Below are 18,634 nucleotides of genomic sequence, written 5' to 3'. Positions count from 1 at the left end.
GGGGAAGCGCGGAAGCGCGGCGGGAAGCCCGGGCGGCTACGGATGCAGCGCGGTGGTGACTCGATCGCGGCGCGTGAGATCCGTGTGGGTGGCGGGCGCTCGCCAGCCGTCGGCGCTCAGCAGTTCGCGGATCTCAGCGCCCTGGCTCTCACCGTGCTCGATCGCGACGATCCCGCCCGGGTGAGCAAGGCGAAGCGCCGTCGCACTGACCTGCCTGACGATGTCCAATCCATCTGCTCCTCCATAGAGCGCGGTCGGCGGATCGAACCACCGCACTTCGGGGTCACGGGGCACCGCGGCATCCGGGACGTACGGCGGGTTACTCACGACCACTGATGCCGTCCCGTCGAGGTCGGGAAAGGCGCGCGCGAGATCGATGAAGGCGAGGGTGGCGTTCTCGGCACCGACGTCGGCGAAGTTCTCCTTGGCCCAGACGAAGGCATCGACGGCGTTCTCGGCGGCGAAGACTCGGGAGTGCGGAGCCTCCGTCGCAAGCGCGAGGGCTATAGCCCCCGAGCCGGTGCCGAGGTCGACAGCGATAGGTGAGGGTGATGCCGCCGCGAGCAGCGCATCCAGCGCGATCTGCACGAGCGTCTCGGTCTCGGGCCGCGGTACGAACACCCCTGGCCCCACCCGCAGCTCGAGGTGGCGAAACGGCGCGGTGCCGGTGATGTGTTGCAGCGGCTCCCGACTCGCACGGCGCGCCACAAGGTCTCGGAAGCGCGTGTCGGATGCCTCGTCCAGGGTGTCGCCGCGAAGGGCGGCTGCCTGCAGCTCACCGCGGCCCACGCCCAGCATGTGCGCCAGCAGCAGCTCGGCATCCACGCGGGCATCCGCGATCCCGGCAGCAGTGAGCGTATCGGTGGCGTCCGCGACAGACACGGCGATCTCGCGGGGACACATGTCATCGGAAAGATTCTGGGCAGGCATGAGCGCCCCAAGCTTAGGACCCCGGGACGTTCTTCGTCACAATCGGGCCCCTGCCGGTGAGGCTCGCCTAAGCTGAATGGTCGTCACCCACGTCGCCCGAAAGGCCCCGAAATGACCGGCATCCACAACGACATCACCAGTGCGTTCGGAAACACCCCGCTCGTCCGCCTGAACCGCGTCGCGGAGGGCGTCGATGGCACCGTGCTGGCAAAGCTCGAGTTCTACAACCCCGCATCCAGCGTCAAGGACCGCCTCGGCATTGCGATCGTGGATGCCGCCGAAGCCTCGGGCGAGCTCCCCCGGGCGGCACGATCGTCGAGGCGACCAGCGGCAACACCGGAATCGCGCTGGCCATGGTAGGCGCGGCACGCGGCTACAAGGTCATCCTGGCGATGCCCTCGTCGATGTCGACCGAGCGCAAGCTTCTGCTCAAGGGTTACGGCGCCGAACTCGTGCTGACCGACCCGGCTCAGGGCATGAAGGGCGCTGTCGCGAAGGCCGAGGAGATCGCCGCCGAAACGCCGGGTGCGGTTCTGGCCAAGCAGTTCGCCAACGAGGCGAACCCCGCCATCCACCGCAAGACCACCGCTGAAGAGATCCTGCGTGACACCGACGGCAAGGTCGACTACTTCGTTGCCGGTATCGGCACGGGTGGCACGATCACGGGCGTCGGCCAGGTCCTCAAGGAGCGCGTGCCCGGCGTCAAGGTCGTCGCTGTCGAGCCGAAGGATTCCCCGCTGCTGACCGAGGGGCGCCCCGGTCCCCACAAGATCCAGGGCATCGGCCCGAACTTCATCCCCGAGATCCTCGATCAGGATGTCATCGATGAGGTGATCGACGTCGAGTTCGACGACGCGATCACCACCGCCCGCGCCGTGGGCACGAAGGACGGCATTCTCGTGGGCATCTCCAGCGGTGCTGCAGTGTGGGCTGCCCTCCAGGTCGCGGCCCGACCCGAGGCTGCGGGCAAGAACATCGTCGTGGTCATCCCCTCCAACGGCGAGCGCTACCTGTCAACTGCCCTGTTCGAGCACCTGCGCGAGGACTGAGCGTGGGAGTGCTCCACGTCGTCGCCCGCGTCCGCGAGGACATCGCTGCGGCGAAGCTTCGAGACCCCGCAGCCCGCAGCGGTCTCGAAATCGCGGTGCTCTACTCGGGCCTGCACGCGATCTGGGCGCACCGCATCAACCACTGGCTATGGACCCGCAACGCGCGCTTCCTTGCGCGCGCCGGGTCACAGCTCACTCGCTGGCTCACCGGCATCGAGATCCATCCCGGAGCACGGATCGGTCGCCGCTTCTTCATCGACCACGGCATGGGCGTCGTGATCGGCGAAACTGTCGAGATCGGCGATGACGTCCTGCTCTACCACCAGGTCACGCTGGGCGGACGGCAGCGCGAGGGCGGCAAGCGCCACCCCACAATCGGCGACGAGGTGGCAGTCGGCGCCGGCGCGAAGATCCTCGGCCCGATAACGATCGGCGACCGCTCGGTCGTGGGCGCGAACGCCGTGGTCACGCGGGACGCGCCGGCCGACAGCATCCTCACCGGCATCCCGGCGAAAGCCCGCAAGCGCAAGGACGGCATGGACACCCGCGCCATCCTGACCATGCCCGACTACCAGATCTGACTCTCACGCCGGTCGTGCGCGGCGCCACCGGCCCCGAGGTTCGCAGAATCGCACGAAGTTCGCAGGATGCCGCGACAATTGTGCGAACTTCACGCCTTTCTGCGAACTTCGCGCGGGGCGGCTTCGCTCGTGCGTGCGTGCGTGCGTGCGTACGTACGTGCCTGAATCTGGGCGCGGCGAGGAAACCGGGATTGCGGAACAGCTGCATCGGGAAGAACGGATGCGCGCCGCGCAGTTCCACCACAGCGAAGAGGGCCAGCAGCGCGGCACCCGAGGCCAGCGGTGCCCACGTGAGCGGCGAGGTGAGCCCCTCGCCGGCATGGGACACGCCGGCCGATCCGGTCGGCGAGGAGGCCGGTGGAGATGACGGTAGCCGCAAGCATCAGGGTTGACACGCTGGCAGCGATCGCCTGGAGTCCGGCATCCATCTGCAGCGCGCGAGCGGACTCGACCAGCGCCGTGCTCGCGATCGTGGGATCAGCGGTCTGGACCCCACCCATGATCCCCAGCAGCGGGATCGCGAGCGCCGTCTGCCGACGGGAGACTCCCGCGCCGACAGCGGAGGCAGCGCTCACGCGTCGGCTCCGGGAAGGTGACAGCACGCCGGCACGCCGTACGTACGCAACTGCGCGAACGCGGCGTCGTCGACCTGGTGGGATGCCGCGGCAAACTCCCCGAGATCGATGCGAGAGCCGCCGAGCCATGTGCCGAGGACTCCGATGGCACCGATCTTGTCGGGCACCACGGCATACGGATCAGCATCGAGCTCGACGAAGTCAGCGAGCTTGCCGACCTCGATGGAGCCAATCTCATGCTCGCGCCCGAGAGCGAACGCGGCGTTGACCGTGTGTGCGCGCAGCGCCTCATCCAGCGTCGCTGCCTGTTCGGGGGCATGCAGGTTTCCGGACGAGCACCGGCGAGTGACTGCAGCCTGCATGTTCAGCAGCGGCGTGGGAGGCGTGACAGAACCGTCATTGTGGAACGAGACGGGCAGGCCCGCGTCGAAGGCATCCCGGAATCGCTGCCAGGACCCACCCACGGCCGGCTCGAACATGCCCCCGTCGAGCAGATCGCCCCAGTAGTAGAACTGGAAGGGGCCCATCGAGGGCACGGCGCCGATCGAGGCCATCCGGGCGAACTGGTCGGCGCACGCACCGCCGATGTGTTCGATCCGCCAGCGGTGATCGCTCTCGATCATGTTGTGGCGGCCGAGCACCGTCGTGAAGGCATCCAGCACGATGTCGATCGCGATGTCACCATTCGCGTGGAACGCCATCTGCCACCCTTCGCCGACGTGCGCCTCCAGCAGCGCGTCAAGCTGGTCGCGGGTGTAGTTCATCATCTTCTCGCCGGGGATTCCGGGCGCGATCCCCGCGGCTCGGGTGACCTCGGTGTCAAGGTACGGCGAGCTCATCGCGACGTTGCCGACCCACGGCGATCCGTCGGCCCAGAGCTTGATTCCCTGCTTGCGCAGCATGTCGTCGGGGGCAGCTGAGGTGAACCGATCTCCGCAGTCTGCCTCCGTCGACATGTGGTACAGCGAGATCCTGAGCGGGCTATTGGGGAGCGAGGCAAGAGCTTCGTACGCAGGCTTCAGCTCGGTCTTGTACGTGTGTTCCGAGGTCGAGGTGATCCCCGCTGATGACAGCAGCACGTAGTACTCAACGGCGCCCTGCAGCGGATGCGGCCCCTTGGCGATCGCCTCGAGAACGGGAGCTGCCTGCGCCATCGCCGCGGGGATCTCGGTGGCCACGCCGTTGAGGGAGCCGTCGGCATTACGGCCGAAGAAACCACCCGCGGGGTCCTCGGGCGGGTTCTTCACCCAACCGAGGTGCTCAAGGACCGCGGTCGTGACATAGGACGTGTGGCCCGAGTTGCCGAACACCATCACCATGCGGTTCCCGAAGATCGCATCGAGTTCGGACGCTGTCGGATCGGCGTGCTGCTGCAGCAGGCCATCGAAGCCGAAGAACGCGAGCGGCTGGTCAGCGGGCGTCTCGTCGATGGCCTTCCGGAAGGCTGCGACGACGTCATCCCACGTGGGCGCGAACCACGGCGCAATCCAGTACGCCGGAGGCATCGTCGCCATGCCGCTGAGAACCGGATGCGAGTGCGGCTCGACGAACCCGGGCAGCAGAGCGGCGGCGCCCGTATCGTGCACTCTCGCCCCGGGCAGCGCCTGCTGACAGTCAGCCGCTGTTCCTACCGCGACGATGCGCCCGTCCGAAACGGCGACAGCCTCTGCTCGGGTGCGCGCTGGATCCATCGTGATGATGGTGCCCGCGGTGACGATGACGTCCATGTCTCCCCCACGGTCTGCCGCCTCCGGCGGCGGCTCTCGCTACTTCTCGGAGCGACGCTCCTCGACCTTCTTCTTGATGAAGACCATCGGCAGCAGCCACGTCGCGAGGGCAGTGACCAGCCACACGATGACGGGCGCGAGAATCCAGGTGAGCACGAAGGGCTCACCGATGCTGATACCGCCTCGGGGGATGAGCACGACGATCACGAGCGCGACGAGGGTCGAGATGATTCCGATCCCGCCGAGCAGGGCCGGCGCGTTGCGCTTGGCGACCGTCGCGATCCACGGCGAGAGCACGCTCTGGAGCACCGCGAAGATCAGCACGGCGAGGACGAAGCCCCACCAGTCAGCCCAGTCGATGCGGAAGCCCGGAAGCAGCAGGTCGGCGGCGATCAGCCCGACAGCTGCGGATAGCACGAAGATCAGGGCGCGGATGAGGAACATGACCACGCCCCGACAGTAGCGCGTCGACCCACGCAGCGACAGGATGCCGTGCGGCGCCGCTCCGGGAAAGTCAAGGCCTGCGGCTCTGTGCGCTCCTCTTGCTACCGTGTGTGGCTGCGAATCGCGGAAGGGGCGCCGTGGACGGGACGTGGGGACTGTGGCAGAGTGCGGTTGCACTCACCGCTTCGATCGTCGTGCTCTGGTTCGCCGGTACCCGTCTTGCTCGCACTGCCGACGAGCTGGCGGGCCGGACCGGAATGGGGCGTGCGATCGCGGGAGCTGTGTTCCTCGGCGCGGTGACCTCGCTGACCGGCATCATCACCACGATCACCGGAGCGCTCGCCGGGGATGCCGGGTTCGCGCTTGCCAACCCGGTAGGCGGGGTGGCGATTCAGACAGTCTGGCTGGCGGTGGCCGACCTCCTCTACCGGCGCGCGAACCTCGAGCACGCCGCGGCCTCGCTCGAGAATCTCGGGCAATCTCTGACCCTCGTCGCACTGCTGACGATTCCGGTGATCGCCTACGCGACACCCACCCTCTCGTGGGGATGGATTCACCCGCTGTCACTTCTGATCCCGGTGATCTACGTTTACAGCCTGTTTCTGCTGCGACGGATGCGGGCCGACGAGATGTGGAGTCCGCGCCGGACGTCGCAGACGGTTGACGACGATGACACGACGCAGCCGACGACATCTCTCCCCCGCCTGTGGGTCACCTTCGCGGGACTCGCCCTCGTCACGGCAGGGACCGGATGGGTCATCGGCCGCGCGGGGCTGGGAGTTGCGGCGGCGACGGGGTGGCCGAGCGATGTCACCGGGTTCACGGTGACCACTGCCATCAGCTCGCTGCCCGAACTGATCACCCTCATCGCGGCGGTCCGGATGGGCGCTCTGACCCTCGGGGTCGGGAACATCATCGGCGGGAACGTGTTCGACACGCTGATGATCTCGATAGCCGATGTGTCGTACCGCGACGGCACCATCTACGAGGCCGCAGGTCCGTCGAGTCTGGTGCTGTTGGCGGGAACAGCGTTCATGTCAGCGGTCCTCGCGATCGGGCTTCTCGTGCGCGATCGTCGCGGCATCGGATTCGAAGGGGTCGCGATTCCCGGCGTCTACCTCGGGACGATTGGCCTGGCCATCGTTGCGCGGTAGAGACCGTCGGGGCGGGCTATGCGGCCAACCGGGTGGCGGGGAATCAGTTCCCGCCTGACCCCAGAGCCGCGAGCCGTTCCTCCTCGTCGGCGGCGATGCACGACGCGATGATCGGCTCGAGGGCACCGTCCATCACCTGATCAAGGTTGTAGGCCTTGTATCCGGTACGGTGATCGGCGATGCGGTTCTCGGGGAAGTTGTACGTGCGAATGCGCTCGGAGCGATCCATCCCTCGGATCTGCGAGCGCCGGGCATCGGATGCCGCGGCATCCCGCTCCTCCTGCTGCTTGGCCAGCAGCCGGGCTCGCAGCACGCGCATCCCAGCCTCGCGGTTCTGCAGTTGCGACTTCTCGTTCTGCATCGACACCACGATTCCGGTTGGCAGGTGCGTGATCCGCACCGCGGAGTCCGTCGTGTTCACCGACTGGCCACCCGGACCTGACGAGCGGAAGACATCGATCTTCAGGTCGTTCTGATCGATGTGGATCTCTTCGGGCTCGTCGACTTCGGGAAAGACCAGCACACCGGTGGTCGACGTGTGGATCCGCCCCTGTGACTCGGTGGCGGGAACGCGCTGGACGCGATGCACACCCCCCTCGTACTTCAGGTGGGCCCACACTCCCTGCGCCGGATCGCTCGAGGAGCCCTTGATGGCGACCTGGACGTCCTTGAACCCGCCGAGGTCTGACTCGTTGCGCTCGAGCAGTTCGGTCTTCCACCCCTTCGAAGCGGCATACTGCAGGTACATCCGCAGCAGATCAGCGGCGAACAGGGCGCTCTCTGCGCCGCCTTCGCCCTGCTTGATCTCCATGATCACGTCGCGTGCGTCATCCGGGTCGCGCGGAATCAGGAGCCGTCGGAGCCGTTCCTGGGTGTCGGCGAGGCGCTCTTCGAGGGCCGGGACCTCTTCGGCGAAGGCGTCGTCTTCGCGCGCGAGGTCGCGGGCAGCGACAAGGTCGTCGGATGCCGCCACCCACGCATCGTGGGCAGCGACGATCCGACTCAATTCCGCGTACCGCCTATTGACCCGCTTTGCGCGGGCGGGGTCCGCGTGCACCGCCGGATCGGACAGCTCAATCTGCACCTCGCGGTGCTCGTCGATCAGCGCACGGACGGAGTCGAACATCGCCGGCTCGGCCATCTCGATGCCGCCGGGTCAGCGGATGCTGTTCTCGTGCCCGTGACCGTGTCCGCCAGCGCCGTGACCGTTGGAGGTCGGCGCCGGAATCGACTTCTGCATCTGCACGAGGAACTCGACGTTGGACTGGGTTTCCTTGAGCTTGCCGAGCACGACCTCGAGCGCCTGCTGGGGGTCCAGGCCCGCGAGAGCGCGACGGAGCTTCCAGGTGATCTTGACCTCATCGGGCGAGAGCAGCATCTCTTCGCGGCGCGTGCTCGACGCGTTGACATCCACCGCGGGGAAGATGCGCTTGTCGGCAAGCTGACGGTTCAGACGCAGCTCGCTGTTGCCCGTGCCCTTGAACTCTTCGAAGATGACCTCGTCCATCTTCGAACCGGTCTCGACCAGCGCGGTCGCGAGGATCGTGAGCGATCCGCCGTTCTCGATGTTGCGAGCAGCGCCGAAGAAGCGCTTCGGCGGGTAGAGCGCCGAAGCGTCGACACCGCCGGTGAGGACGCGCCCAGAGGTCGGCGCCGAGATGTTGTAGGCGCGGCCGAGGCGGGTGATCGAGTCCAGCAGCACGACGACGTCATGGCCGAGCTCAACGAGGCGCTTGGCGCGCTCGATGGCGAGCTCGGCAACGGTCGTGTGGTCTTCGGCGGGACGGTCGAAGGTCGAGGCGATGACCTCGCCCTTCACGGTGCGCTGCATGTCGGTGACCTCTTCGGGCCGCTCGTCGACGAGCACGACCATGAGGTGGACCTCGGGGTTGTTCGTCGCGATCGCGTTCGCGATCTGCTGCAGCACGATCGTCTTGCCAGCCTTGGGCGGCGCGACGATGAGGCCGCGCTGGCCCTTACCGATCGGGGCCACCAGGTCGATGATCCGCTGCGTGAGCTTTTCGGGCGCCGTCTCCAGGCGCAGGCGCTCCTGCGGGTACAGCGGCGTGAGCTTGCCGAACTCGACGCGGTTCGCGGCGTCGTCGACGGACAGGCCGTTGACGGCATCCACCTTGACGAGGGCGTTGTACTTCTGACGGCCGGTCTGCTCGCCCTCGCGGGGCTGCTTGATAGCGCCGACGACGGCGTCACCCTTGCGCAGGTTGTACTTCTTGACCTGGCCGAGCGAGACGTACACGTCACTCTGGCCGGGAAGGTAGCCGGTCGTGCGGACGAACGCGTAGTTGTCGAGCACGTCCAGGATGCCGGCGATCGGAATCAGGACGTCGTCCTCGCCGACCTCGGGCTCGAACTCGTCGTTCTGGTTCGGACCGCGGCGCTTGTTGCGCTGCCGGCCACGACCGCCAGACGAACCGCTGTCGTCATCAGAACCGGTCGACGCCGACTGCTCGGCACCGCCCGAAGAACCACCGTTGCCGTTGCCGTTGTTACCCGCTCCGTTGCCGCTGCCCCCGGATGCCCGGTTGCGGCTACGACTCCGGCTGCGGCTGCGGCTGCGGCTGGGTGTGGACTCCTCGCTGGCGTCGTCGGAGGACTCGGCATTCGTCGCCGACTCGTCGGTCGCTGCGGCCTCGGCTGACGCGGCATCGGGTGCGTCGCTGTTGTCCGCACTCATGTTTTCGTCCGCGGGCTTGTCCGTGGTTTGGTCCGCGGAGTTGTCGTTCGACGCTTCAGCCGGCTTCTCGGCCTGCGGCTCAGCCGGCGTCTCTGCCGGCGTCTCAGAGGCGGACTTGTCAGCCGTCGTTTCGGCGGCGACGTCGGTGCTCTTGGCCCGGCGAGGCGCACGCTTGCGTGCCGGCTTGGCCGGCGCTTCCGCGGGCTTCTCCTCCGCCGGGGCTGCCTCGTCTGCTGCATCTGCCGGAGCGTCGGCGGCGGGCTGCTCGGCAGCCTCGCCCGCGGGTCCCGCCGCGGCGGCTTCGGAAGCCGGAGCAGCATCGGGTGCCTCGGCTGCCGCGGGCTCCGCTGCCTCTGCCTCAGATCCCGGAGCGTCGGCCTCTGCCTCGGCTGCCGGCGCGCCTGCGTCGGGTGCTGCCTCGTCGGTCGATGCCTCCGAAGCTGCGGTTTCGGTCGGTGTGGCGGCCTCCTCGGCCGCGGGGGTGGTCTGGTCGACAGCGTCGCTCTCGGACGCGTCGGTCTGGACCTCGGAGATGGACTCCACGAGTACTCCCTTGTGTACCTAATGTGCGGTGAATCGAATGATGTGCGGATCCGCACGGATGAAGAAGCCGCCGCGATGGGCTCGACGTGCTGAGCGGGACTCAGCGTCTCGTGCTCATCTGCCTCTCCTCGATTCCTTCCGGGCAGAGATGTCCGGATTCGGGTGATCGAGGGAATTGCGGAGGCTTCGCAGATATGCGGCGGGGGCCAGATTCACAAGTACGTGGAACCCCCCGCGTGCTCCTTCACTGTACCACCTGCGTCCGCGACGCACGTCCAGCGCACCCAACTTCGAACGGTGGGCCGCGTGATGACTCCTGCCGAGAAGCTCGGGCACCGGGCACGAGCGAACCGAATTCACACCGCGATCGGTCCGGCGTGGCAGGCGTCCTGCTCGTGCGGATGGGAAGGTCGCCGGTACTACACGAAGGGCGCGAGCGAAACCGCGCGAGCGGAGCGCTGGTCCCACGAGATCAGCGTCGAAGATGGCCTGGTCGCCCCAGCGCGCATGTAAAGGCACACACGTCACCAGCATGCCTGAACGCGGTTACATCCGTTCGGATAGATTCTCAGCCCGACACTCAACGACGAGTGCCGAGGGCGAACAACGCGGAACGGCAGGTGCAACATGGACGGACTACTCGACCAATTCATCGACTACCTCCACCGCCGCCGACGCGCACCCGTCACCATCCGGAAACGCCGCGCCGTCATCGCCCGACTCCTCACCGAAATCGACCCCTACACGGCAACACTCTTCGACCTCGACGAATGGGTCCACACCCACTGGACCGCCGACGAATCCCTCAACGCCGCCGTATCCGGGCTCCGAGGATTCTTCCGGTGGATGCACGCCTCCGGCCGACGCCAAGACAACCCCGCCGCTGAGCTCGAAACCGTCACCGTTGAACGTCGACCCGCACGAATAGCCACAGACACCGACATCCTCGCCGGCATCGCGAACGCCGACCCCCAAACCGAAATGATGATCCGCCTCGCCGCCGAATGCGGACTCCGCAGACACGAAGTCGCTAAAGTCCACACCGACGACATCGAAGCCGGAGCATGGCTGCACGTCATCGGCAAAGGCGGGAAACACCGCGTCGTACACCTCACCCCCGAGCTTCAAACCCTCATCCGCCACGCACCAGCCGGATACCTGTTCCCCGGAGGAACGGACGGGCACCTTCACCCGAACACCGTCTACGAACACATCCGCCGCGCTGTCGGCGCAAACCCCCACTCACTCAGACACCGGGCCGGGACCGTCGTCTACGAGGGCACCGGCCACGATCTCCGTGTCGCACAAGAATTCCTCGGTCACTCGTCCCCCGAAATGACCGCACGCTACGTGCACGTCACACGACCCGACCTGCTCCGCGCCTCCCAGGCGTCGCGCCTCGCGGCGTAGACGCGCACTCGGGCTCCCCGGTACGATCCGGTGGCATGAACCGCCGCGCAGCAATCGCTACCGTCACCCTGGCTGCGATCACCTTGACCGGATGCGCCACTACCACGCCGGAGGATTTCGCGGATGCGTGGGATACGTGCGTCAGCGCGTACGGAGCGCTGCCACGCGAGCTCGACGTGCTGGCAGAACAGAACCCTGGCACGAAGGTGGACCGGGAGACACCATGTGAGAACTGGGTGGAATCCCAAGGTGAGGACGGTTTCGTGGACTTCTGGGGAGACCCGGACGAGTACATGGACTTCGTAGTTTCCGCTGCCAAGGTTGATGCCCTCGCATCCCTGCAAGACCAGTAACCCAGGAACGACAAAAGACGCCCCCGGACCCCGTCATCGCGTGGATGACAGGCCCGGGGGCGTCAGTGTGTTGTGGTGTTACTGCTTCTCGGTCTTGGGGACGTTCGCGAGCGCGAGACCGCCGAGCAGCGGCAGCAGGTAGCCGAGACCCGCCTTCGCCCCGGCCAGTGCGACCTCGATGGGTGGGAGGCCAGCCGCGGCGGCGGTTGTGACCGCTTCGACGACTTCGCTGGTCGTCCACACCGCGGCACCGCCGAGCACGATCGACGCGTACAGGATCACCCGTGCGCGGGCGGACTGGATGATCGCCCCGATTGCTGCGGCCACGTTCGCCGGGTTCACGTTCGCTGGGAGTTCCGGCGGCGTGTACGTCGGCCGTTCCGGCTCGGGCTGTTCGGGCATGGGATCCTCCTCCGGTGTCTCCGGGACAGGTTCGGGCTGGGCGGGTTCCGGGTCAACCGGCGCGGGCTGCTCACCGTGACCGTTGATCCGATTCGCCGCCGCGACGATCCGCTCGAGGTCGAGGGTGCCGGGGCATTCGGTCGCGACCCAATGGTTGTGGGGGTACACGTTCACGCCGACCTTGAGCTCGCCGAGCTGGTGGCGGGCCGCGATGTCAGCGACCAGACGCGCGGACAGGTCGTACACGGCGTCCGTGATGGGCCGGTCGGGTCCGCCCTCGTGCTCGATCGAGATCCCGTTCGCGTTCGAGTAGGCGTCGCCGTCGCCGTGCGCGTACTCCGCTTCGGGGACGTACTGGTGGATCTCGGTCTGCCCGATCCCGTACTGGGTGGAGGTTCCGGTGCCGCGGCCGTCCTTGATGGTGCCGGGGTTCTGGAAGTGCGCGTCGGTCCCGGCGAGGGTGCCGTCCATCCAGTGCAGCGTGATGTGCGTCTTCACCGCAGCCGGTTCCCGATACCGGTAGTTCGGGGAACCGACCCACGTAGCAAGCGGCGAATCCGGGGCGCGGTTCTTCCACGGCTGCGCAGGGTCGAGCTGCGGGGTTGCCGGCGGCGCGGTCGGTGTCGACGGCACCGTGGGGAACGCGCGGCCGTCCGTGATCGGCCCCCACTTCGCATCCTTCTCGAGGCCCTCTGCGCGCTGGAAGCGGTACGTCCCGCACGAGCACTGGTTGCCCCAGTCGTCGTCGGCAGCCCAGTTGTGGAACAGGCCCCGACCTTGGAGGTACTGCTGGATCTCTTTCGTGGACCGGGAGACTTGTTTCTCGCCGGCGATGATGATCCGCGCAACGCCGGAGGTGTCCGGGCCGAAGATCGAGTCCGCGAGCAGGCCCACCCACTCCTGGAACGTCTTCGTGCCCGCCTTCGTCTTCGGGCCAGGGTCGTTGTCGATCGCACCGTCGTACAGGCCCAGGGAAGCGAGGAACCGTTGCGCCTCGTCGGTCGGCATCGCACCATTGCCTGCGGATGCTGTGGTGGCTCCGGTGTGTTCGAGGTGCCACGGCTCGTTGTAGTGGTCGTACCCGGCGGGGTCGAAGTTGAACCGGTGCGCGTTGTCGCGGATCCACTTCGACCTGGGGTTCCCGTACCGGGTGACCCCGGCGTCGGCCCCGCTGTCTCGGATGTCGATCGCGCGAGGCCCGATCGGGTTCGTTTCGACGTGGAACGCTTTCGGGTCGTCCGGGTGCGCCGCGCGGACACTCGACCGGCCACTGTCGTACGCATCCCAGAGCGCCTTCTGCTCCGCCCACGTCCGCACACCCGACGAGATGATCAGGTCGAGGCCGAAGACGCGACGGAACTCTGCTTCGAGACGGGAGTAGTCTGCCGCGACGTTCGCAGCGACACGCTGCCCGTCGACGATCACGTAGGTGGTCACGATGCTTCCCTCCTGGGAACGACGAAGGCCCCCACGACGGGGGCCTTCAGAGGATGGTGCGCTCGGTCGGAATCTGAGCTATTGGGATGTTAGTCGCAGCCCAACTATGTTGCTGGGTTGCGGGATGCCAAAGTCATGTGCGGGATACCGGAGGTGACCAGTTCGTAACGCCCTCGCGGTAGCATGGCGCCCGTGACGCCACTCGGGATACTTCTGATCGCTATCGCTGCGGTCAGTATCGCCAAGGGGAAGGGACTTACCGCGCCTCTCGCCATCGGCGCAGCGCTACAGGCAGGCGCGATGCTGACTGTCGCCGGGGAGTCGCTACCGGTCTTCTACGCCTTCGCGATTCCTGCTACTGTCGCGGCGCTCTTTGTTCGTGCACGATTCGGAGCTGACAAGCCGTCGCCGATGCGGGAATGGTGGGCATTTGGCGCATGGGCGCTCCTGATCACACTTATCGGACCCGTGATCTTCGAGGGGGTTCTCGTCCTGAGCCCCAGCGTGGGCGTGAACACTGCTGTCACTGACCCTCAGCCGCTCGTATGGTCAACTTCCAACGCCGCTCAAGCGGCTTACCTCGTGCTCGGCCTCGGCGCGGCGGCTTACCTCTACCGGGTCGGAGCTGGCATCGCCACAGTAGTGCTCTGTTTTCTCACAGGAACCGTGCTCAGCTTCGTGCGACTCATGCTCATCCAAGTCGGAGCGACATGGATGGACGGATTCTTCGACAACAGCCCCGGCTTCGTCTACATAAACCGGCTTCCGACCGGGGAGCCTCGGTTCCGAGGTATCTTCGCCGAGCCCTCTGTGCTCGCCACATTCTCGACGGCCGCCGCTGCGTTCTTCCTGGTTCTCGCGATCCAAAGGAAAGGATGGCAACGCTGGGCCTCGTTCGCGGCTCTAGCGATGGCATCCGTAAACCTGGGTAACTCGACCTCCACCACTGCAATCGTGGCACCGCTGATCGTCGCTCTGGTTCTCCTGGCCTGGGTGATGTTGCGCTTCCTCACCGGAAAGATGAAGGTTCACCCGCTCATCATGATCGGGGTGTTTGCCGCCGTTCCCGTGGTTCTTGTCGTAGGAGGACAACCGATTTTCGCCGCGCAGGCGGAGCTCACGGACAAACTCACGACGTTCTCGTTCTTCGTGCGAAGCACAGCTGACCTGTATTCCATCACTTCACTGGTGGCAGACAGCTTTGGCTTGGGTGTGGGCCTAGGAAGCACCCGCCCCTCGTCGTTCCTGCCTTCCCTTATCTCGACAACCGGGATAGTCGGGCTCGTGCTGTTCTTTATCGCGCTCATCGCGCTGATTGTTCGGGCATGGCGCAACCCCGAAGCTCGGCCTGTGGCTGGCGCGTTGGTCGCTTGGATCATCGGCCGCAGCATCGCCGGTGCAGACCTTGGGAGCCCCGCACTGATCTGGCTGCTGGTCGGCGTGCTCGCTTCGCTAGCGTCGAGGGTCGATCGCACCACGTTGCGGAGCCACGGGCGTGCAGCACGCCGCGGCCCTTGGGCGAACCGAGCGGCGCAGGGCAGTCCTATCGGTTCACCCAAGGGCACACTATAACTTTCGTCACTCCGGGTTTCGCACGACCACCTTGGATGCCACGGAAGCGGGGACGGTCAACTTTCCCGAAGGCGTCCATGGCATGGCATCCAGGATGAGGCGGCGCTGAATGGCGTCCGCACTGTCACGCACGACGAGCTGCTGACCCAGTACGTCGTCGTCCTGATCGATGAAGCCCCGGATCGATGCGTCCTTCACCCCGTCAATGTAGAAGAGGTCACCCCAGTAGTTGACAGCATGTATCTGATCGAAAGCCAGACCGATCGGAAGCATTGCATCATTTGGTGTGATGCCGTCCAGTTGCAATCCTCGCGACACGCGAACCGCTGCCCTACCCGGTGGGACCGAGTTGATCCGAAGCCGATCTACCGAGACACCGGAAACGAGCCCCTCGATGCGGAGCAAGTCATCGTCGAACCCGTAGTACGGCGTGGAGCCCTGCATCGGCCCATGGAGCATGAAATTATTGAATTGAACGCGACGCAACTGCGTGGGATCGGCGTCGTTGTTCACGTTGCTGATCTTGGCGTGCGTGTAGTTATAGACGAGCCAGAGGTCGTTGAAATCGAGCTGGTTCGTACCGTCACCCCCGCCCGGTGCAATTTCTGGCTTGTTCGTGATCCAGAAACACGGAGCTGCGGTGCTTGGGTCGCCGCCCGCTATCACTCTTACATCGTTGAAGGTTGACTCACGAATTGCGCCGCCGCGCCCGTGGGTGCCGTTGGTCGGAGAGGGGTCGCCTAGACGGAAGGTCCCTCGGAACCCGTACGCCACGACCCGCGTCATCGTGAGTTCGTCCACACCGTTCCGAGTCACGAACGGGTCGCAGACGAACGACCGATCGTGCACGAACGACAGATCGTGAATGTCAGCGCCCTGATTCAACACGGTCACGTCCAGGGATGGCAGCGTTCCACCCACGAGGTCCATCTGACCGTGACGGTTCAGATCATCAACCACAACCAGCGCGGAACCGGAAAGGTCCGCGGTCGGCGTCAGATAGCTTCGCCAACGACCAGCCCCACCCAGCCCTACCGGGTGATAGATGTGCAGCTGTTCTCCCAGGCTGAACTTCCCAGGTGGCACATACACAGGATGCCCAGCCCCAGGCATCTCCGCTGACATCGCAGACGCGAGGGCTTCCTGCAAACAGGCGGTATCTTTGCTCGCGTTCCCGACACCAGCAACACCAGCCGTCGAGTATCCGAAGTCGCGGATATCGCCATCGCCGGGACGCCAGCGTGGGTCTCCACCATCCGACACCCAGACCATGTTCGCCCCAGCCGGGGAGATGCCAGGTGCGCGAACGTTCACGCCATCCCAGGTGCCCTCCATACGAGGAGCGGGATCGACCTTGAACGTCGCAACAACGGCAGCCCAATTCCCGCCCGTGCCGGTCGCCGAGGCATCCGCAGACTCTTCGGCGGCGACTTCCTTGGTCATCAGATCCAACCGCTTATCCGCGGAGCCAAGTGTTGTACGCGTAGAACCCACCGCAACATAGTCGCTCCCCGGCGCGGCAGCCGTGGTGAAGCCAGAACTTACCGCGAACACTGACACCGACGCCTCATCCGGGGTAGTCGCGTCAACGGCAACACCACCGCTTCCTGTCGCGAATGTTGCTGCGCCGAATCCCTCGGGGTGTAGCACGCCCCCGAATCCAACCGCGGCGACGGCGATCCGGGCAATGTTGTGTCCGTGCAGTTCTCTGATCGTGATTGCCATACCGGCTTTGAGGGGCTCGGAGACGACACAGTAGGCGAGGAGGATTCCGAAGGTCGTGCTGAACTGCTCCTGACCAACAATCACCCAGTGGTTTCCGCGGCTATCGCTAACGGATACTTGCAGGTCACCGTAATCGTGGACAGATTGCGGAAGATAGGAGAGCGCGAGAACGATGGTTGACCCTGCGGGGATATCTTGCGTGAGTAACGGTGAGATTCGGGTCTCGACCCCAGATCCTGCCGTGTTGGCGATCGCAACAAGACCAATGTCGGCGAGACCTTGCCGATACACAGGCGTGCCGGGTCGAGACTCGGCGGCGATCGTGGCACCGGGCGCGAGTACAACTGGTGCCCCTAATGCAGCGTTTAGTTCAGGTGACGCCGCCAACGCCGCACGCCCCGCCTCCGTGTTCGGGACCGCTTCGTCGGCCTTCCCGAGCGAGGTCTGCACGGCCTCCTCGAGGTCCGTTGCCGGCACGCCAGCCTCGGGGAGCTGGTACGCCGTGTCCGCCTTGCCCAGCGAGGTCTGCACAGCATCCTCGAGGTCCGTTGCCGGCACGCCATCCTCGGGGAGCTGGTACGCCGAGTCCGCCTTCTCACCCTGCTCAGTCGTCGCGTAACGCCCGTCGTTGTGTTCGTCGAGCGCGTCCATCGTCGCGTCGGGGAACAGCTTCGTCTCAGAGTCCGTCGCGGTCGGCACCCACGGGTCCGGGGGCACAGGAATGTAATCGGTCATCAGTCGTCCTTCTCGTTCCAGCCTTCAGGCGGTTCGGGCAGCGGGAGCGCACCATGCCGGTACGCGTGATCAATCAGAGACCGGATGTACAGCCATGACAGCCGGTCGCGGCGCTCGAGCTTCTCCAGCCGTGACCGCATCTCTGCGGTGCGTTTGTTCAGCCCGCCGAGCCAGGTGAAGATCGCGCCCACGACAGTGCCGAAAAGGGTGATGAGCGCGAGGATGATCGCTGTCCAATGCTCCGGTCCAAGTGTGATCATCGGGTGTTCCTCCAAGCTGATCCGTCCCACGCCCGCACCCGACACAGCCGCCATTGCGACCCGTCCCACGTCCAGACCTTGCAGTTCCGCCACGCTGACCCGTCCCACACTCTGCCCCCAGCGAGGGTCTCCTCAGACGCCGAGCTCGAATAGGAGCCGTAGCCGACGCTGTTCGTCGCCCGCACCCGCACCCAGTACTCGATACCCGGGGTGAGATCCGTGATCGTCGTCGACAAGCCCGCGCCCGCGTTGACGGTCTTCACCACGGTGGCGAACCCGGAATCCGTGGCGACCTGCACCTGATAGTTCGTGATCGACGCGCCACCGTTATCGGCCGGTGCCGTCCACGCCGCGTCGATCGACGTCGGCAACGCGTCCGTCAGGACCGGTGTCCCCGGCGCGCCCGGGGCTTTCGGGATCCGCGGCGGGGCACCCTCCCACACCGACACGGAGCCATCACCGATCGACGAATGATCCGTGTCGATCGACGCCGTGGACGTGAACCCCGTCCCGTACCCGTTCGCGTCATGATCGCGGGAGAACGTCGTATCGAGCAGGGTGATGTCGTTGTAACGGTTCGCGTACGGGATATTCCACGTGCCCGACCACGTTGCCCCGCCAGCATTCGCCGACCAATACTGGGTATTGTTCGTCCACGAACCCCACCCGGCCGCGAGGTAGCGGACGATGATCCGGTAGTTCGACTGGTTCCCGCTTTGGCCGGTGCGGTAGACGTTGATGTAGATCTGCTGCGGGGCGGACCCGTTTAGATCGCCCCACCCCTCAGTCATCGGTCACCCCGTACTCGTCGACGAGATGCTCCGGGACCACGAACTCGGCGGCGAACTCCGCCACCGTCACGGCCCGGGGCGAGTCACCGTCAGCGACGATCACGAGTCCGACCATCTCCTCCGTGACGGCGAACAGCACGAACCCCAGTGAATGCAGCCACTGCGACACGTCCGTGACGTTCGTGCCGGTGACCTTCCGGGCTACCGTGCGTGCGCCGGTCTCGGCGTGAGCGAAAACAGCCACGGTGACC

At 65.9% G+C, this 18,634-nt stretch carries 17 protein-coding genes and 1 pseudogene; 7 read left to right on the top strand and 11 right to left on the bottom strand.

The features are described 5' to 3' along the window. Positions 1-36: 36 nt before the first annotated feature. On the bottom strand, positions 37-903 hold the full coding sequence (gene prmC, locus MICSW_RS04675; protein WP_464498237.1) for a peptide chain release factor N(5)-glutamine methyltransferase: 867 nt from the start codon (positions 901-903) through the stop codon (positions 37-39). Between the two features lie 138 nt (positions 904-1,041). On the opposite strand from prmC, the pseudogene cysK reads away from it, so the two are divergent. Together cysK and epsC are read left to right on the top strand one after the other, a co-directional pair. Further along, positions 1,042-1,979, top strand: a pseudogene (gene cysK / locus MICSW_RS04670) (cysteine synthase A). A gap of 2 nt (positions 1,980-1,981) precedes the next feature. Next, positions 1,982-2,560 carry a serine O-acetyltransferase EpsC gene (gene epsC / locus MICSW_RS04665; protein ID WP_464497018.1) on the top strand — a complete coding sequence of 193 codons (579 nt, stop codon included), beginning with the start codon at positions 1,982-1,984 and terminating at the stop codon, positions 2,558-2,560. Positions 2,561-2,649: 89 nt separating this feature from the next. On the opposite strand, the gene MICSW_RS04660 is transcribed toward epsC, so the two are convergent. The 3 genes from MICSW_RS04660 to MICSW_RS04650 are packed head-to-tail and all read right to left on the bottom strand — an operon-like array spanning position 2,650 to position 5,306. After that, positions 2,650-3,135: a hypothetical protein gene (locus tag MICSW_RS04660; RefSeq protein WP_292733116.1), complete on the bottom strand. Its 486-nt coding sequence runs from the start codon at positions 3,133-3,135 to the stop codon at positions 2,650-2,652. Beyond that, on the bottom strand, positions 3,132-4,862 hold the full coding sequence (locus MICSW_RS04655) for an amidohydrolase (protein WP_464497010.1): 1,731 nt from the start codon (positions 4,860-4,862) through the stop codon (positions 3,132-3,134). The genes MICSW_RS04660 and MICSW_RS04655 overlap by 4 nt, the downstream gene beginning before the upstream one ends. A gap of 39 nt (positions 4,863-4,901) precedes the next feature. Further along, positions 4,902-5,306, bottom strand: a complete 405-nt coding sequence (locus MICSW_RS04650) for a hypothetical protein (RefSeq protein WP_267189575.1) — start codon at positions 5,304-5,306, stop codon at positions 4,902-4,904. Positions 5,307-5,443: 137 nt separating this feature from the next. On the opposite strand from MICSW_RS04650, the gene MICSW_RS04645 reads away from it, so the two are divergent. Continuing rightward, positions 5,444-6,460: a sodium:calcium antiporter gene (locus MICSW_RS04645; protein WP_464497006.1), complete on the top strand. Its 1,017-nt coding sequence runs from the start codon at positions 5,444-5,446 to the stop codon at positions 6,458-6,460. Positions 6,461-6,503: 43 nt separating this feature from the next. Here MICSW_RS04645 and prfA read toward each other — a convergent pair whose 3' ends face one another. Continuing rightward, positions 6,504-7,586 carry a peptide chain release factor 1 gene (gene prfA / locus MICSW_RS04640; RefSeq protein ID WP_228177649.1) on the bottom strand — a complete coding sequence of 361 codons (1,083 nt, stop codon included), beginning with the start codon at positions 7,584-7,586 and terminating at the stop codon, positions 6,504-6,506. 30 nt (positions 7,587-7,616) lie between these two features. After that, positions 7,617-9,698, bottom strand: a complete 2,082-nt coding sequence (gene rho, locus MICSW_RS04635) for a transcription termination factor Rho (protein WP_464497001.1) — start codon at positions 9,696-9,698, stop codon at positions 7,617-7,619. 306 nt (positions 9,699-10,004) lie between these two features. Here rho and MICSW_RS04630 point away from each other — a divergent pair, with 306 nt between their 5' ends. The 3 genes from MICSW_RS04630 to MICSW_RS04620 all read left to right on the top strand — a co-directional run bounded on the left by MICSW_RS04630 (position 10,005) and on the right by MICSW_RS04620 (position 11,461). Beyond that, complete coding sequence (locus MICSW_RS04630) at positions 10,005-10,211, top strand: hypothetical protein (protein ID WP_464496987.1); 207 nt, start codon at positions 10,005-10,007, stop codon at positions 10,209-10,211. Between the two features lie 114 nt (positions 10,212-10,325). Further along, the gene (locus MICSW_RS04625; protein WP_464496982.1) at positions 10,326-11,108 is read left to right on the top strand and encodes a tyrosine-type recombinase/integrase; all 783 of its coding nucleotides are present in this window, start codon (positions 10,326-10,328) and stop codon (positions 11,106-11,108) included. Positions 11,109-11,143: 35 nt separating this feature from the next. Next, on the top strand, positions 11,144-11,461 hold the full coding sequence (locus MICSW_RS04620; protein WP_464496977.1) for a hypothetical protein: 318 nt from the start codon (positions 11,144-11,146) through the stop codon (positions 11,459-11,461). A gap of 78 nt (positions 11,462-11,539) precedes the next feature. On the opposite strand, the gene MICSW_RS04615 is transcribed toward MICSW_RS04620, so the two are convergent. Next, the gene (locus MICSW_RS04615; protein WP_464496973.1) at positions 11,540-13,300 is read right to left on the bottom strand and encodes an N-acetylmuramoyl-L-alanine amidase; all 1,761 of its coding nucleotides are present in this window, start codon (positions 13,298-13,300) and stop codon (positions 11,540-11,542) included. Between the two features lie 192 nt (positions 13,301-13,492). On the opposite strand from MICSW_RS04615, the gene MICSW_RS04610 reads away from it, so the two are divergent. Next, positions 13,493-14,872 (top strand): O-antigen ligase family protein, encoded by a 1,380-nt coding sequence (locus tag MICSW_RS04610; protein ID WP_464496969.1) that lies wholly within the window; start codon positions 13,493-13,495, stop codon positions 14,870-14,872. Positions 14,873-14,878: 6 nt separating this feature from the next. Here MICSW_RS04610 and MICSW_RS04605 read toward each other — a convergent pair whose 3' ends face one another. The 4 genes from MICSW_RS04605 to MICSW_RS04590 are packed head-to-tail and all read right to left on the bottom strand — an operon-like array spanning position 14,879 to position 18,627. After that, positions 14,879-17,332, bottom strand: a complete 2,454-nt coding sequence (locus MICSW_RS04605; protein WP_464496964.1) for a glycosyl hydrolase family 28-related protein — start codon at positions 17,330-17,332, stop codon at positions 14,879-14,881. Continuing rightward, positions 17,332-17,592, bottom strand: a complete 261-nt coding sequence (locus MICSW_RS04600; protein WP_464496960.1) for a hypothetical protein — start codon at positions 17,590-17,592, stop codon at positions 17,332-17,334. Before MICSW_RS04600 ends, MICSW_RS04605 begins: the two co-directional genes overlap by 1 nt. Beyond that, positions 17,589-18,383 carry a fibronectin type III domain-containing protein gene (locus MICSW_RS04595; protein ID WP_464496956.1) on the bottom strand — a complete coding sequence of 265 codons (795 nt, stop codon included), beginning with the start codon at positions 18,381-18,383 and terminating at the stop codon, positions 17,589-17,591. The genes MICSW_RS04600 and MICSW_RS04595 overlap by 4 nt, the downstream gene beginning before the upstream one ends. Beyond that, positions 18,376-18,627, bottom strand: coding sequence for a hypothetical protein (locus MICSW_RS04590; RefSeq protein ID WP_464496952.1), 252 nt, complete (start codon positions 18,625-18,627; stop codon positions 18,376-18,378). The genes MICSW_RS04595 and MICSW_RS04590 overlap by 8 nt, the downstream gene beginning before the upstream one ends. Positions 18,628-18,634 lie beyond the last annotated feature (7 nt).

Source organism: Microbacterium sp. SW12 (genome assembly GCF_055391095.1).
This window is presented reverse-complemented; position numbering and strand designations above follow the sequence as displayed.

Coding starts and splice junctions, on each gene's coding strand:
- prmC (WP_464498237.1), bottom strand. CDS start 903: ATGTGTCCCCGCGAGATCGCCGTGTCTGTCGCGGACGCCACCGATACG.
- MICSW_RS04655 (WP_464497010.1), bottom strand. CDS start 4,862: ATGGACGTCATCGTCACCGCGGGCACCATCATCACGATGGATCCAGCG.
- MICSW_RS04650 (WP_267189575.1), bottom strand. CDS start 5,306: ATGTTCCTCATCCGCGCCCTGATCTTCGTGCTATCCGCAGCTGTCGGG.
- prfA (WP_228177649.1), bottom strand. CDS start 7,586: ATGTTCGACTCCGTCCGTGCGCTGATCGACGAGCACCGCGAGGTGCAG.
- MICSW_RS04625 (WP_464496982.1), top strand. CDS start 10,326: ATGGACGGACTACTCGACCAATTCATCGACTACCTCCACCGCCGCCGA.
- MICSW_RS04620 (WP_464496977.1), top strand. CDS start 11,144: ATGAACCGCCGCGCAGCAATCGCTACCGTCACCCTGGCTGCGATCACC.
- MICSW_RS04605 (WP_464496964.1), bottom strand. CDS start 17,332: ATGACCGATTACATTCCTGTGCCCCCGGACCCGTGGGTGCCGACCGCG.
- MICSW_RS04600 (WP_464496960.1), bottom strand. CDS start 17,592: ATGATCACACTTGGACCGGAGCATTGGACAGCGATCATCCTCGCGCTC.
- MICSW_RS04595 (WP_464496956.1), bottom strand. CDS start 18,383: ATGACTGAGGGGTGGGGCGATCTAAACGGGTCCGCCCCGCAGCAGATC.